General features: G+C 70.3%; 18 protein-coding genes. 15 read left to right on the top strand and 3 right to left on the bottom strand.

All coding sequences use genetic code 11. The annotated features are described in order from the left end of the window. Positions 1 to 256 precede the first annotated feature (256 nt). The 7 genes from AB0K82_RS21255 to AB0K82_RS21225 all read left to right on the top strand — a co-directional run bounded on the left by AB0K82_RS21255 (position 257) and on the right by AB0K82_RS21225 (position 6,705). Positions 257 to 889, top strand: a complete 633-nt coding sequence (locus tag AB0K82_RS21255) for a histidine phosphatase family protein (RefSeq protein WP_364399243.1) — start codon at positions 257 to 259, stop codon at positions 887 to 889. 55 nt (positions 890 to 944) lie between these two features. Next, positions 945 to 1,523: a TlpA disulfide reductase family protein gene (locus AB0K82_RS21250; RefSeq protein WP_364399241.1), complete on the top strand. Its 579-nt coding sequence runs from the start codon at positions 945 to 947 to the stop codon at positions 1,521 to 1,523. A gap of 11 nt (positions 1,524 to 1,534) precedes the next feature. After that, positions 1,535 to 2,086, top strand: a complete 552-nt coding sequence (locus tag AB0K82_RS21245) for a TlpA disulfide reductase family protein (RefSeq protein WP_364399239.1) — start codon at positions 1,535 to 1,537, stop codon at positions 2,084 to 2,086. 25 nt (positions 2,087 to 2,111) lie between these two features. Then, on the top strand, positions 2,112 to 2,846 hold the full coding sequence (locus AB0K82_RS21240) for a cytochrome c biogenesis protein CcdA (protein WP_364399237.1): 735 nt from the start codon (positions 2,112 to 2,114) through the stop codon (positions 2,844 to 2,846). Positions 2,847 to 2,871: 25 nt separating this feature from the next. Continuing rightward, positions 2,872 to 4,482: a cytochrome c biogenesis protein ResB gene (locus AB0K82_RS21235; protein WP_364399235.1), complete on the top strand. Its 1,611-nt coding sequence runs from the start codon at positions 2,872 to 2,874 to the stop codon at positions 4,480 to 4,482. Between the two features lie 5 nt (positions 4,483 to 4,487). Beyond that, positions 4,488 to 5,447, top strand: a complete 960-nt coding sequence (gene ccsB / locus AB0K82_RS21230) for a c-type cytochrome biogenesis protein CcsB (RefSeq protein ID WP_364399233.1) — start codon at positions 4,488 to 4,490, stop codon at positions 5,445 to 5,447. 76 nt (positions 5,448 to 5,523) lie between these two features. Then, positions 5,524 to 6,705: an Ig-like domain-containing protein gene (locus AB0K82_RS21225; protein WP_364399231.1), complete on the top strand. Its 1,182-nt coding sequence runs from the start codon at positions 5,524 to 5,526 to the stop codon at positions 6,703 to 6,705. Positions 6,706 to 6,771: 66 nt separating this feature from the next. Here AB0K82_RS21225 and AB0K82_RS21220 read toward each other — a convergent pair whose 3' ends face one another. Further along, on the bottom strand, positions 6,772 to 7,122 hold the full coding sequence (locus AB0K82_RS21220) for a PLD nuclease N-terminal domain-containing protein (RefSeq protein ID WP_364399229.1): 351 nt from the start codon (positions 7,120 to 7,122) through the stop codon (positions 6,772 to 6,774). 224 nt (positions 7,123 to 7,346) lie between these two features. Here AB0K82_RS21220 and AB0K82_RS21215 point away from each other — a divergent pair, with 224 nt between their 5' ends. Together AB0K82_RS21215 and AB0K82_RS21210 are read left to right on the top strand one after the other, a co-directional pair. Beyond that, entirely contained in the window at positions 7,347 to 8,291 is a 945-nt protein-coding gene (locus AB0K82_RS21215; protein WP_364399227.1) for a hypothetical protein, read from the top strand. A 46-nt stretch (positions 8,292 to 8,337) separates the two neighbouring features. Next, a complete protein-coding gene (locus tag AB0K82_RS21210) occupies positions 8,338 to 8,565 on the top strand; it encodes a hypothetical protein (protein WP_364399225.1) in 228 nt (75 codons plus the stop codon). A 31-nt stretch (positions 8,566 to 8,596) separates the two neighbouring features. Here AB0K82_RS21210 and AB0K82_RS21205 read toward each other — a convergent pair whose 3' ends face one another. Beyond that, entirely contained in the window at positions 8,597 to 8,812 is a 216-nt protein-coding gene (locus AB0K82_RS21205; RefSeq protein WP_252779585.1) for a BldC family transcriptional regulator, read from the bottom strand. Between the two features lie 311 nt (positions 8,813 to 9,123). Here AB0K82_RS21205 and AB0K82_RS21200 point away from each other — a divergent pair, with 311 nt between their 5' ends. Together AB0K82_RS21200 and AB0K82_RS21195 are read left to right on the top strand one after the other, a co-directional pair. Beyond that, positions 9,124 to 10,128, top strand: a complete 1,005-nt coding sequence (locus AB0K82_RS21200) for a threonine/serine dehydratase (RefSeq protein ID WP_364399223.1) — start codon at positions 9,124 to 9,126, stop codon at positions 10,126 to 10,128. Between the two features lie 75 nt (positions 10,129 to 10,203). Further along, complete coding sequence (locus AB0K82_RS21195) at positions 10,204 to 10,497, top strand: DUF4229 domain-containing protein (protein ID WP_364399221.1); 294 nt, start codon at positions 10,204 to 10,206, stop codon at positions 10,495 to 10,497. Between the two features lie 9 nt (positions 10,498 to 10,506). On the opposite strand, the gene AB0K82_RS21190 is transcribed toward AB0K82_RS21195, so the two are convergent. Further along, positions 10,507 to 11,199, bottom strand: a complete 693-nt coding sequence (locus tag AB0K82_RS21190) for a demethylmenaquinone methyltransferase (RefSeq protein WP_364399220.1) — start codon at positions 11,197 to 11,199, stop codon at positions 10,507 to 10,509. A gap of 263 nt (positions 11,200 to 11,462) precedes the next feature. Between AB0K82_RS21190 and AB0K82_RS21185 the strand changes: the two genes are divergently transcribed. From AB0K82_RS21185 to AB0K82_RS21170, 4 genes are all read left to right on the top strand, one after another. Then, positions 11,463 to 12,743 (top strand): geranylgeranyl reductase family protein, encoded by a 1,281-nt coding sequence (locus tag AB0K82_RS21185; protein WP_364399218.1) that lies wholly within the window; start codon positions 11,463 to 11,465, stop codon positions 12,741 to 12,743. A gap of 117 nt (positions 12,744 to 12,860) precedes the next feature. Then, positions 12,861 to 13,220 carry an NADH-quinone oxidoreductase subunit A gene (locus tag AB0K82_RS21180; RefSeq protein ID WP_252779618.1) on the top strand — a complete coding sequence of 120 codons (360 nt, stop codon included), beginning with the start codon at positions 12,861 to 12,863 and terminating at the stop codon, positions 13,218 to 13,220. Between the two features lie 2 nt (positions 13,221 to 13,222). Then, positions 13,223 to 13,777 (top strand): NADH-quinone oxidoreductase subunit B, encoded by a 555-nt coding sequence (locus tag AB0K82_RS21175; protein WP_252779634.1) that lies wholly within the window; start codon positions 13,223 to 13,225, stop codon positions 13,775 to 13,777. After that, positions 13,774 to 14,385: NADH-quinone oxidoreductase subunit C (locus AB0K82_RS21170; RefSeq protein ID WP_364399216.1), on the top strand; the 612-nt coding region annotated here is incomplete at its 3' end. The genes AB0K82_RS21175 and AB0K82_RS21170, both read left to right, overlap by 4 nt.

Here is a 14,385-nt window from a genome sequence, read left to right as displayed (position 1 = left end):
GTACGGCGGGCAGGTTCGCCGGAGCGGCGTACGACACAAGCATCCGTCGAGACGCCGCCGAACGCCGCGATTCCGCACGGCGTGTCCCCGACGCCCACGCCTGACGGCCCACCTGCACGGCGTGTCACCTGCATCGTGTGCGGGTAACACGCCGGGCAGGTTCTCACCGGCCCACGGTCGATCGGTGTCGCCGGGCGGGCGACTCGCTGGTCCGGTCGGCGGCGCCACCTCCGGGGGCCGGTAGTGTTGGTGCGCTATGAAGACGATCGTTCATCTGCTGCGCCACGGCGAGGTGCACAACCCCGAGGGTGTCCTGTACGGGCGGCTGCCGGGCTACCACCTCAGCGACGACGGCCGGCTGATGGCGAAGGCGGCGGCCAAGTGGTTCGACGGGCGTGACATCACCGCGCTCGTGTCCTCGCCGATGGAGCGGGCCCAGGAGACCGCCGAGCCGATCGCCGAGACGCTCGGCCTGCCGGTCGGCACCGACGAGCGCCTGATCGAGGCCGCCAACCACTTCGAGGGCCGCACCTTCGGCGTCGGTGACGGGTCGCTGCGCCGCCCGGAGCACTGGCCGTTCCTCTGGAACCCCTTCCGGCCGTCGTGGGGCGAGCCGTACGAGGAGATCGCCCGGCGCATGCTGGCCGCGATGGCGGCCGCGCGCGACGCCGCGCGCGGGCACGAGGCGGTGTGCGTCAGCCACCAGTTGCCGATCTGGGTGACGCGGCGGCGGGTGGAAGGCCGCCGGATGTGGCACCACCCGGGGCGCCGGCAGTGCTCGCTGGCCAGCGTGACCAGCTTCACCTACGACGACGACCGCATCGTCAAGGTCGACTACGCCGAGCCGGCGGGCGAGTTCTCCCGCCGCCCCGGTGTCCCCGGCGCCTGAGCCCTCCTGCACAATAGAGCTGAGTACTACACGATGTAGTAGTAGGAGTGTGCCCGTGACCCCCCGTGCCCTGACCCTTCCGGCGGTGATCCTGCTCGGTGCCGGCGCGCTCGCGGGATGCGCGGGCACCGGCGCGGTGCAGAGCGGCGCCGGGAACTCCGACTCGCGGTACGTCGCGGGCGACAACTCCAGCCAGATCATCAAGAACCGCAAGCCCGCCCCCCAGGTGAAGGGCACCACGCTCGACGGTAGGCCCTTCGACCTCGCCGCGCAGAGCGGCAAGGTCACGGTCGTGAACTTCTGGGCGTCCTGGTGCGCGCCGTGCCGCGCCGAGGCGCCGACGATGGAGCAGATCTACGAGCAGACCAAGGGCTCGGGCGTGCAGTTCCTGGGCGTGGACATCAAGGACGGCAAGGACAACGCGCAGGCGTTCGTCCGCACCTTCAAGATCACCTACCCGAGCCTGTACGACCAGGCCGGGCAGGTGGCGCTGGCCTTCCGCGACATCCCGCCGAACGCCGTGCCCTCCACGCTGATCATCGACCGGCAGGGCAAGGTCGCGGTCCGCGTCATCGGCAGCGTGCCCTACTCCCGCCTCCGGGACCTCGTCACCAAGGTCGCGGCCGAGAAATGAGTCCTACCGCGATGCGCCGTCGTGCCGTGGCCGCCTCGGCCACGGCCGTACTCGGCGGTGCGCTCGCGGGCTGTGCCGGCACCGGCGCCACCGGAGCGCAGCGGACCTCCGCCGCGCCGTACGAGCTGTTCACGGACCGCAGGCCCGCGCCGCAGGTCACGGGGACCACGCTGGACGGGAAGAGCTTCGACCTCGCCGCCCTGCGCGGCACGGTCGCGGTCCTGAACTTCTGGCAGTCCTACTGCGGTCCCTGCCGCGCCGAGGCGCCGGCGCTGCGGAAGGTGGCCGCCGAGACGAAGGCGTCCGGGGTGCGCTTCGTCGGCGTGGACGTACGCGACGCCAAGGAGGCCGGCAAGGCCTTCACCCGCACCTTCAAGATCGATTATCCGAGCGTCTACGACCAGGCCGGGCAGGTGGCGCCGGCCTTCCGCGACGTGCCGCTCACCGGCGTGCCGACCACGCTCGTCGTCGACCGGAACGGCCGCGTGGCGGGGCGGATCGTCGGCGGCACGTCGTACTCCGCGCTGCGCGACCTGGTCACGAAGATCGCGGCGGGCCGATGAAGCGCGGCCGTACGAGGGGGAGCGAATGGTGAGCACCATCACCAGCGGATCGCTCGTCATGGCGGTCCCGGTCGCGGCGGCGGCCGGGCTCGTGTCGTTCCTCTCCCCGTGCGTGCTGCCCCTCGTACCGGGCTACCTGTCGTACGTCACCGGCATGAGCGGCGCGGACCTCGGGGAGCGGCGGCGGGGGCGGCTGCTCCTCGGGGTCGCGCTGTTCGTCCTGGGGTTCACGGTCGTGTTCGTGAGCGCCGGGCTGGCGTTCGGCGGGTTCGGCGCGCTGCTGCAGCGGCACGCCGCCGTGATCACGAAGGTGCTGGGCGCGGTCACGATCCTGCTCGGACTGGCGTTCATGGGGTTCATTCCCGGGCTGCAGCGGACCGTGAAGTCGAGCCGGCTGCCCGCCGCCGGAGTGGCGGGCGCGCCCCTCCTGGGCGCGCTGTTCGGGCTCGGCTGGACGCCCTGCATCGGCCCGACCCTCGCCGCCGTGCAGGCGATGGCCTACACCGAGGCGAGCGCGACGCGCGGGGCGCTGCTGTCGTTCGCCTACTGCCTCGGCCTGGGCGTGCCGTTCCTGCTCACCGCCGTCGCGTACCGTAAGGCCCTGGGCGCGTTCGGCTGGGTCAAGCGCCACTACCAGGCCGTGATGCGCGTCGGTGGCGGCCTGCTCGTCGCGATCGGGCTGCTCCTGGTGACCGGCCTCTGGAGCGATCTGACGATCCAACTGCAAGGCTGGGTCTCCGGCTTCAAGACGGTGATCTGATGAGCTTCGACAAGGGGGTACGCCCGTGAGCGTCGACGCTCCTGAGACGCAGGCCGCGCCGCAGGCGCCACGGGAACGCCCGGCGGGCATCGGCCTGGTCGGCTGGCTCCGGTGGGGCTGGCGGCAGCTCACCTCGATGCGGACGGCCCTGGTCCTGCTGTTCCTCGTCGCGCTCGGCACCGTGCCCGGCTCGTTCCTGCCGCAGCGCGGTCTCGCGCCGGAGAAGGTCACGACCTTCTTCCAGCAGCACAAGACGCTCGCGCCGGTGATGGACAAGCTGTCGCTGTTCGACGTGTACGCCGCGCCCTGGTTCGCGGCGATCTACATCCTGCTGTTCGTGTCCCTGGCCGGCTGCGTGCTGCCGCGGGCCAAGCACCACGTCGACCAGTTGCGGTCCCGGCCGCCGAAGGCCCCGCGCAACCTCGGCCGGCTGCCGGAGGCGGCGTCGTACGAGACGGCCGCCGCCCCCGACGAGGTGCTCGCCGAGGCGCGCGGCATCCTCAAGGGCCGGCGGTTCCGCGTCGACACGTACGACGACGCGGTCGCGGCCGAGAAGGGGTACCTCCGCGAGACCGGCAACCTGGTCTTCCACCTGGCCCTGCTCGTGCTGCTGTTCGCGGTCGGCTCCGGCGCGGCGTTCGGCTACAAGGGCAACGTCCTGGTGACCGAGGGGGAGGGCTTCTCCAACACCCTCGCCTCGTACGACGCGTTCAAGGGCGGCCGCAGCTTCACCGCCTCGAAGCTGCCGCCGTTCACCGTCTGGCTCGACTCCTTCTCGGCGAGCTACCTGCCGAGCGGCCCGAACCGCGGGCAGCCGACCAACTTCTCGGCCAAGATCCGGTACCAGAACGGCCTGCGGTCCTCGGTCAAGTCCTACGACCTGAAGGTCAACCACCCGCTCAACGTGGACGGGTCGCGGGTCTACCTCCTCGGCCACGGCTACGCGCCGCGCTTCACCGTGCGTGACGGCAAGGGGCAGGTCGCCTTCCAGGGAGCCGTGCCGTTCCTGCCGACCAACGAGGCGACGTACGCCTCCGAGGGCGTCATCAAGGTGCCCGACGCCCAACCCGACCAGCTCGGCTTCATCGGGCTGTTCTGGCCCACCGCCGTGCCGAACCAGCAGGGCAAGGTCGTCTCGGCCTTCCCCGCCGCGTGGAACCCGCAGGTCGCGCTGTTCGCCTTCAAGGGCGACCTCGGCCTGTCCAACGGCGCCCCGCAGTCGGTGTACCGGCTGGAGACCGCCAAGCTCAAGCCCATCCTGATGGGCAACAAGGTCAAGCCGCTGGCGACCGGCCAGACGCTGCAACTGCCGGGCGGCGCCGGGTCGGTGACCTTCGACGGCTACCGGCAGTACGTCACCCTCCAGGTCAACCACGACCCCGGACGCGTCCCCGCGCTCGCCGCCGGCATCGTCGCGATCGCCGGCATCGTGACCTCCTTCCTCGTGCGCCGCCGCAGGGTGTGGGTCCGTGCGACGGCCGCGGACGGCGGGCGTACCGTGGTCCAGGTCGGAGGGCTCACCCTCGGCGGGGCCACTCCGGACTTCGAAGCCATCGTCGAGCGGCTCAAGGCGGCCGCTCCCGAAGAGTCCCGGAGCACGGCTCCGGACGAACCCCCGAACACAGACGAGGAGTGACGACCGTGGTCGACACCCATCTGGCCAATCTGAGCAACCAGTTGATGCTCGGTGCGGTGCTGCTCTACGTCGTCGCCATGGTCGGATACGCCGCCGACATCTCGTTCGGGCGGCGGCGCGTCGCGGCCGTGCCGCAGGAGGCGAAGGTCCTCGTCGGCGCGGGCGGCCCCGAGGCGTCCGAGGACGTGCGGGACGCCGAGGAGGCCCAGGACGAGGACGAGGGCCGCCGGATCGACTGGGGTCGGTTCGCGATCCTCCTCAACGTGCTCGCCTGGGGCGTGCACGGCGCCGAGATCGTCACCCGGGGCATGGCGGCCGACCGCGTGCCCTGGGGCAACATGTACGAGTTCGTGTCCGCGATCACGTTCGCCGCGGTGACCGTGTACCTCGTGATGCTCTGGCGCTACAAGACCAACTGGCTCGGCCCGTTCCTCATGGTGGCCGTCGTCATCGCGCTCGGTATCGCCACGATCTGGCTGTACGACGACCCGGGCCCGCTCCGCCCGGCGCTGCACTCGTACTGGATCGCCATCCATGTGACCGCCGCCGTGACCGCCACCGGCACGTTCACCGTCGCCGGCGTCGCCACGATCCTCTACCTCCTCAAGGCCCGCCGGACGCCGCCCAAGCCGGGCGGCCTGCTGGAGCGGGTCCCCGACGCCGAGACCCTCGACCGCATCTCCCACCGCACGATGATGTTCGGCTTCCCGATCTGGACGTTCGCCATCATCGCCGGCGCGATCTGGGCGGACTCCGCGTGGGGACGCTACTGGGGCTGGGACCCGAAGGAGACCTGGTCGTTCATCACCTGGGTCGTCTACGCCGGGTACCTCCACGCCCGCGCCACCGCCGGCTGGCGGGGCCGCAAGGCGGCCGTCATCTCCCTGATCGCCTTCGCGTGCCTTCTGTTCAACTTCTTCGGAATCAACTACCTCGTTTCCGGGTTGCACTCCTACGCTGGTTGATTACTTAGATCCCACTGGCAACTTTTTACGCACGCCGTGCGTCACATGGGTCGTGGGTGAATCTGGGAGGACTCGCGTGGGTAGAAGGCGGTCGGCCGTTGGCATGATGGCGATGGTGGCCCTGCTGGCCGGAGCGTCCGCGTGCACGGGCAGCAGCGAGGCGGGCACGAACGGCAAGGACGGCACGAAGGCCCCCGACGCCCAGGTGCGCGTCACTCCCGCCAACGGCACCGGCGCCGCACGCCCCGACCAGGGCGTCTCGGTCGCGACCTCGGGCGGCAGGCTCGAGCAGGTGGCGGTCGCCTCGGGCAGCACGCAGGTGCCGGGCGACTTCAACGCCGACCACACGCAGTGGAAGACCAAGTGGACGCTCAAGCCCGGCGCGTCGTACACCGTGAACGTCACAGCGAAGAACGCCAAGGGCAAGACCACGACGACGCAGAGCACGTTCAAGACGCAGCCGGCCACCCAGACCTTCAAGATCGCTGACATCACGCCGATGCCCGGCGAGAAGGTCGGCGTGGGCATGCCGATCATCGTGAAGTTCGACAAGCCGATCGCCAACAAGGCGAACGTCGAGCGGGCCCTCGAGGTGAAGTCGGACAAGGGCGACACCGGCGTCTGGCACTGGATGTCGAGCACGGAGGTCGTCTTCCGCACCCAGAAGTTCTGGGGCGCGCACCAGAACGTCACGTTCACCGCCCACCTCGCCGGCGTCCGCGGCCTCAAGGGCGTGTACGGCAAGGCGGACGCCTCGCGGTCCTTCAAGATCGGCGCGTCCAACGTCACCGTGGCCAACGCCAAGACGCACTACATGAAGGTCGACCACGACGGCGTCGTCAAGAAGTTCCCGATCAGCACGGGCATGGGGACGACGACGGAGTACACCACCACCAGCGGCCTGCACATCACGCAGGAGAAGTCCGAGAGCGTGACGATGGAGTCGCCCGGCCGCAAGCCCGGCGACAACGGTTACTACAAGGAGGTCGTGCACCTCGCGGTCCGGATCACCAACCGCGGTGAGTACGTCCACCAGAGCGTCGGGGAGTACGACGCCCTCGGCAACCGCAACGCCAGCCACGGCTGCGTCCGCACCTCGCCGACCGGCGCCCGGTACTTCTACGACATCGCCCAGCGCGGCGACATCGTGAACGTCACCGGCACCAGCCGTAAGCTGTCCAACGAGGTCGACTCCAACGGCTGGGTCTTCTGGGCCCTGTCGTGGAACAAGTGGGTCGCGGGCAGCGCCCTGCACTGACCCGTCGACCGGCGCTTCTCCGACCCCGGCCGCCCGAGAGGGCGCCGGGGTCGGCGCGTTTCCCGCCTAGGGCTCCTCGCCGCGGAGGCGGCGGTCCAACTGGCGGAGGAACTCCGGGTCGTCATCCGGGCCGAGCGGGCCCCGCCGCTCCAGGGGATCGACCTCGTCCCCGCCGGCGTCCCGCGAGGTGAGGAACTCCGACGGCCACCCGGTCACCCCCGCCCGCACGTATCTGCGGCGCCGGCCGAACAGCAGCCAGGCGACCGCACCGAGTTCGAAGCCGAGCAGCACGACGAGGAACCACGCGAACTTCGGCAGGTGCCGGGTTTCGAATTCATCGGTCGACAGGACCTCGAAGAGGCAGAAGAGCCACACGCCGAGTGCGACAAGGACGAGCACGACGGCAAGGACGAGCATGGTCGCAGAGTAACCCGCCCACCTGAACGTCACCGCAGAGGTGGCCGCACCGGGCCGCAGAACCGGCCGCACCGGGGCATGGAGATGGCCGCAGTGGGCCGCGGAGCCGGCCGCACCGGGCCGTGGAGGTGGCCGCAGTGGGCCGCCGGATCAGCGGATCCGGGGATGACGGGTGGCCGCATGCTCGCTTACGCTTCGGCGTAGCCGAGGCGAGGGGACCTGACATGCGGTACCGGGTGAACCGTCGCCAGCCGCTCGAGGCGCCGCCCGCCGACTCCCGGACCGGGCGCCACCGCCGGAGCAAGGACTCCGCCGGCGACGCCGATCGGACGGCGGCGGCCGACCGGTCCGTCGCCCGCCCGCGCCGCCTGCAGCCCAGGGACGCGCTCGGCCGCTTCCGCAAACTGCGCCCGGACGAGCAGCGGCGGCTCACGGAACGCGCGGACACGCCGCTGCCCGACCGGCCCGCCGAGCGGCGCTACACCTGGCGCGACTTCGAGCTCGACGACGAGCTGCCGCGCGCGGCGCCGCACCGGCCGGACGCGCCCGATGTACGGGACGGACGCCGGCACTGCGGATCGCTGGAGGACATCCTCTACCGGCAGTGGCCCGCCGACGGCGCGCCGGTCTCACCGGACGTCGTCCGGGCCGTGGACAGCCTCGCCGAGCTGCCCGACGTGCTCAAGGACAAGCTCGCCGAGAGCCTGAACGGCATCTACGTGGGCTCCGGCGGGGTCCCGGACCTCGACGACATGGCCTATCTGCGCGGTGAGCCGCTGCCGTCGGGCAAGGCGACCTGGGACATCTGCGCCGGGGCGTACGGGGACCGAACGATCGTCGTCGGTGACCGTCCGTCACCGACTCCGGACGTGATGCTGCACGAGATCGGGCATGCTCTTGACGACATCGACGGCAGGATGACCGACGAGGGCGGTCGACAATGGCAGTCCGACACTCCGGAGTTCCGTGCGCTGTACGCCCAATGTCTTCCACACTTGGAGAGTGCCTTTCACCGGCAGGCGGAGGATCTCGGTCGGCACGAGTTCTTCGCGGACGCCTTCGCGGCGATCGCGTCTCACCAACGACCGGCGCTTGTCGACATGCTTGGCGGGGATACCCGAACGGCGTTGAATGTAATGCTTTTCTTCAACCGCAAATACGGGATTTAGGTGATGCGCGATGTACGTGATCAGGCTCCCCGGCGGAAACCTACGGGTGCCCGCGAGCCTGCTGGCCCGCGGGCGGCAGGCGCACGGCGGCTCGGGGAGCGTGATCGGCCAGGCCTATGTGGAGATCGGCCCGGAGGATCCCGACTACCAGCGTCTTCTCGCGCAGTCGATCTCGGAAGAGGAGATGGCGGAGAAGCGTCGTCGCTGGCGCGAGGATGATGAGGCGCTGCGCGCCGAATTCGAGGAGTTCAAGGCCCGACAGTCGGAGGAGTGACGGCGAGGTCCGGTCGCCGCCTACCGACCGTCTACCGGCTCAGTTCGCTGCGTACCGAGGACTCGACCGGCTCCTCGCCCCTCAGGAGCGCGTGCACCTCGGATTCCCGGAAACGGCGGTGGCCTCCCGGTGTCCGGATGCTGCTGATCCGGCCGGCCGCCGCCCACCGTGTTACCGTTTTCGGGTCGACCCGGAACAGGGCGGCGACCTCACCCGGGGTCAGCAGCCGCTCGCTCGTACTCTCCACGTTTTCTCTCCCCCTTTGTCCCGCTCTCGTCGCGGGTGGACTGTTTCTCAGTCTGCCGTGTCAAGACCGATTTCTCCCTTGTTTTCGGAAAACATCACGCTGCGTAGTTTTGTGACATGCAGTAATGACTGCATGTGACGGCTCAGTTGCGGGTCCTCGGCCGTACGGTCGGCCCGTCGCCCACAGTGACGCCGAGACGGCCACGACGGGACGGCGAGATGACAGCGGCCACACGCCGAGATGACGGCGGCCACACGCCGAGATGACGACCGTCGCACCCGGACGCACCGACCCCACGTAGGGTGCTCGCTATGCCCGATCTTGTAACACCGGAGGAGATCGAGGACGCCGCCCGGCGGCTGTCCGGGGTCGCGCTGCGCACCCCTCTGGTGCCGCTCCGCGGCACCGCGACCTCGGTTCCTCTCCTGCTCAAGGCCGAGTCGCTGCAACCGGTCGGCTCTTTCAAGCTCCGCGGGGCGTACGCCGCGGTCAGCGCCCTGCCCGAGGAGGAGCGGAAGAACGGCGTCATCGCGCACTCCAGCGGCAACCACGCGCAGGCCGTGGCGTACGCGGCGAACGTCCTCGGCATCCCCGCCGTGCTCGTCGTCCCGACCACGATCCCCGCCGTGAAGGCCGAGGCCTGCCGCGCGCTCGGCGCCGAGATCGTGTTCGTCGAGCCGACCATCGAGGCACGTGTGGAGACGGCCGACCGGCTGGCGGCGGCGCACGGGTACGCGCTCATCCCGCCGTTCGACGACGCGCGGATCATCGCGGGGCAGGGCACGATCGGCCTGGAGATCCTTGAGGACGAGCCCGAGGTCGACGCGGTCTTCGTGCCGGTCAGCGGGGGCGGCCTGATCGCCGGCGTCGCCACGGCGATCAAGGCGAGGCGCCCCGAGACCAAGGTCATCGGCGTGGAGCCCGAGCTCGCCGCCGACGCGCGCGACTCCTTCCGCGTCGGCCGCCGGATCGGCTGGCCGGCCGCCGACACGATCCGCACGATCGCCGACTCCCTGCGCGTCGAGCGCGTCGGCGAACGGCCCTTCGAGCACATCCGCGCGTACGTCGACGACATCATCGTGGTCTCCGAGGACGAGATCCGCGCCGCCATGCGGCTGCTCGCCCGCCGCGCGGGCCTGGTCGCCGAGCCGGGCGGCGCGGTCGCGACCGCCGGGCATCTGGCGGCGACCGGCGCACGCGGGCGGCACCACGGAGGGCGCCCGCAGCGTCACGTCGCCATCGTCTCCGGCGGCAACGTCGACCCGGCCCTCTACGCGGAGGTCCTCGGCGACTCCGGGGAACCCCGCACGAAGTGACGGATCACGGTCGCGGGACCGGTAGTCCGGTCCCGGGACCGACTCCGGCGAAGGTGGGGATAGTCTCAGAACGTCATGCGTTCCGTACTCATTTACACCCTCGCCCGGCTGGCGCTGTTCGGCGCGACCGCCGGAGTGCTGTTCCTGACCGGGGCGCGTGGGTTCCTGCTCCTCGCGCTGGCCATCCTGATCAGCGGCATCATCAGCTTCGTCCTGCTGTCGCGTCAGCGCGACGCCGTCTCGTCCTCCGTGACCAGGCGCGCCGCCCGGATGCGGGAGAACCTCGCCGCCGGCGCCGCCCGCGAGGACGACGACGAGCCGGCCTCCTCCGCGACGGTCCGCGAGGAGAACCGGGAGCCCACCGCCTGATTCAGCGGTTCACCGGACGGCGTGGTGCAGGGCCACCGCGCCGAACGTGAGGTTGCGCCAGCGCACCGAGGTCCAGCCGGCCTCCTGGATCAGCCGGGCGAACGCCGCCTGGTCGTGCCAGGCCGCCGTCGACTCCGCGAGGTAGTGGTAGGAGTCGGGGTTGGAGCTCACCTTCGCCATCAGCGGCAGGCCGACCTTCAGGTGCAGGCCGTGCAGGGTCCGCAGCACCGGGTTCGGCGGCCGGCTCACCTCGCAGACGAGCAGCCGCCCGCCCGGCCTCGTCACCCGGCGCATCTCCGCCAGTGCCTGGACCGTGTCGCTAACGTTGCGGATGCCGAAGGAGATCGTCACCGCGTCGAAGGACTCGTCGGCGAACGGGAGGCGCAGCGCGTCCCCGGCGACGAACCGGACGCCCGCGTAACCGTTGCGGCGCACGCCCTCCTGGAGCATGCCGAACGAGAAGTCGCACGCGGCGGTCTGCGCTCCCGCCTCGGCGAAGGGCACCGACGAGGTGCCGGTCCCGGCCGCCAGGTCGAGGACCCGCTCGCCGCGTCGCACGTCGAGGGCCTTGACGACCTCACGCCGCCACAGCCGATCGAGCCCGCCGGTCATCAGGTCGTTGAGCAGGTCGTAGCGCGCGGCGGTGCGATCGAACATCGCGGCCACCTCGGCCGGTCGCTTGTCCAGGGATGCCCGGGTCATGAGAGGTAAGCGTACGCAAGCGGTCGGTTAACGCGGCAGGCGGGCAGGCGCGTACGATCGGGCAGCGCGCATGGTTCCCGAGCATCGAGGGGCAAGGTTTAGACTCACGGTTGTAGGGAGCTTGTGAAGCGCTTCACAAAAGAACATGGAGAGCCAGATCGCACCCCGGGTCGCACCCGGCTCCTCGCAGCCCCGTACGATCCGTCGCGGCATCGCCCCGCCCATGGGGCGGACTACCGAAACCGTGCACCCGAAGGATTCTCGTGACCGAGCCAGTGTCCATAACGCGGAAGGACCCCGAGACCGAGGCCGACGTCATCGTCGTCGGCGCGGGCCCGGCGGGCTCGACCACTGCCTACCACCTGGCGCAGGCGGGGCTGGGCGTCCTGCTGCTGGAGAAGACGACCTTCCCGCGCGAGAAGGTGTGCGGTGACGGCCTGACCCCCCGCGCCGTCAAGCAGCTGGTGAAGATGGGCGTCGACATCGACGCGCCCGGCTGGATCCGCAACAAGGGCCTGCGGATCATCGGCGGCGGCGTCCGGCTCGAGCTGCCCTGGCCGGACCTGGCGAGCTACCCGGACTACGGCCTGGTCCGCACGCGGATGGACTTCGACCAGATCCTCGCCGAGCGCGCCATCGCCGCCGGCGTGAAGCTCCACATGAACACCAACGTCACCGGCCCGGTCCTCGACGACCGCACCGGCCGGATCACCGGCGTCGTCGCCAAGACCGCCGACGGCGAGGTGACCTACAAGGCGCCGCTCGTCGTGGCCGCCGACGGCAACTCCACCCGGCTCTCGCTCGCGATGGGGCTGCGCAAGCGCGACGACCGGCCGATCGGGGTGGCGGTTCGGCGCTACTACACGAGCCCGCGCCACGACGACGACTTCCTCGAGTCCTGGCTGGAGCTGTGGGACGGCGACCGGCTGCTGCCCGGCTACGGCTGGATCTTCGGCGTCGGCGACGGCACCTCCAACGTCGGCCTCGGCCTGCTCAACACCAGCGAGGCGTTCAAGAACGTCGACTACCGCGCGCTCCTGCGCAGCTGGCTCGCCGGGATGCCGGAGGAGTGGGGCTACCAGGAGGACAACGCCACCGGCCCGGTGCGCGGCGCGGCGCTGCCGATGGGGTTCAACCGGACCCCGCACTACACGCGCGGCCTCCTGCTCGTCGGCGACGCCGGCGGGATGATCAACCCGTTCAACGGCGAGGGCATCGCGTACGCGATGGAGTCCGGCGAGATGGCGGCCGAGATCATCGCTCAGGCACTGGCCCGGCCGACCCCGGCGCAGCGCGAGCGTGCCCTGCACGACTACCCGCGCGTGCTCAAGGAGGCCTACGGCGGCTACTACACGATCGGGCGGATCTTCGTTAAGGCGATCGGCGACCCGCGGATCATGAAGTTCGCGACGCGCCACGGCCTGCCGCACCCGACGCTGATGAGGTTCACGCTCAAGCTGCTCGCCAACCTGACCGATCCGCGGGGCGGCGACGCGATGGACCGCGTCATCAACGCGATGTCGAAAATGGCTCCGGCGGCGTGAGACGAGAGAAGAAATGATGATCGCCCTGCCTAGGATTGGGAATCCCGCCCGTGCACAGCGGCCGTGCCGCGCCGGCGGCGCGCTCGAAGGCAATCACCCAGAGGGGGGTGTAGGGATTTGAACCTCTACGTTCCTATTGTCGTACTCGGCGCGCTCGCGCTGCTGTTCGCGGTGGGCTCGGTCATCATGGGGTCCTTCACGGGGCCCAAGCGCTGGAACCGCGCCCGTCTCGAAGCGTACGAATGCGGTATCGAACCGACGCCGCAGCCGGTCGGCGGTGGCCGCTTCCCGGTGAAGTACTACCTGACCGCGATGCTGTTCATCGTCTTCGACATCGAGATCATCTTCCTCTACCCCTGGGCGGTCGCCTTCGACCACATGGGGCTGTTCGGTCTCGTCGAAATGGTGCTCTTCATCGTCACCGTCCTCATCGCGTACGCCTACGTGTGGCGTCGCGGTGGTCTGGAGTGGGACTGACAATGGGTCTTGAAGAGAAACTCCCCGCAGGCGTCCTGCTGACCACGGTCGAGCAGGTCATCGGCCTGGCGCGCAAGAGCTCGGTCTGGCCGGCGACGTTCGGCCTGGCCTGCTGCGCCATCGAGATGATGGCGACCGGCGACCCGCGCCACGACTTCTCCCGATGGGGCATGGAGCGCGCCTCGGGCTCGCCGCGACAGGCCGACCTGATGATCGTGGCCGGCCGGGTGAGCCAGAAGATGGCCCCCGTGCTCCGGCAGATCTACGACCAGATGGCCTCGCCCAAGTGGGTCATCGCGATGGGCGTGTGCGCCTCCTCCGGCGGCATGTTCAACAACTACGCGATCGTGCAGGGCGTCGACCACATCGTCCCGGTCGACATCTACCTGCCCGGCTGCCCGCCGCGGCCGGAGATGCTGCTCGACGCGATCCTCAAGCTGCACGACAAGATCCAGAACACCAAGCTGGGCGTGCACCGCAAGCGGGAGATCGAGGAGCTGGAGAAGGCCCGGCTCCGTCAGCTTCCCCTCCTGGACCAGCCCGAGGTGGTGTCATGACCTCGCAGCATCCCGAGCAGCAGGCCGAGCAGGCCGCCGACCAGCTCCCGGCGCAGGCCGAGGAGGAGCGGCGCGAACAGCCGATCGCCCGGATGGGCATGTTCGGCGCCAAGACCACCGGCGACACCTCCGGCTACGGCAAGCTCGTCATCCGGCAGTCGCCCAAGGTCTCCAGCCCGCGCCCGTACGGCGGTCCGCGCACGGCCGGCGCCGAGGGCGAGTTCGACGAGATCGCGGACGCGTTGGAGCGTGCCTACCCCGAGTTCGGCGAGGCGATCGAGCGCGTGGTCGTGGACCGGGGCGAGCTGACGCTCATCGTCCGCCGCGAGCACCTGCGCCAGGTCGCCCAGGTGCTGCGCGACGACCCGGCGCTGCGCTTCGAGCTGTGCACCGGCGTGTCCGGCGTGCACTACCCGGCGGAGACCGGTTCGGAGCTGCACGCGGTCTACCCGCTGCTGTCGATGACCCACAACCGGCGCGTCCGGCTCGAGGTCACCGCCCCCGACGCGGACCCGCACATCCCGTCGCTCGTCGCCGTCTACCCGACCAACGACTGGCACGAGCGCGAGACGTACGACCTGTTCGGGATCGTCTTCGACGGTCACCCG

It is taken from the genome of Actinoallomurus sp. NPDC052274, from assembly GCF_040679475.1.
GTDB classification, from domain to species: domain Bacteria; phylum Actinomycetota; class Actinomycetes; order Streptosporangiales; family Streptosporangiaceae; genus Actinoallomurus; species Actinoallomurus liliacearum.
This window is presented reverse-complemented; position numbering and strand designations above follow the sequence as displayed.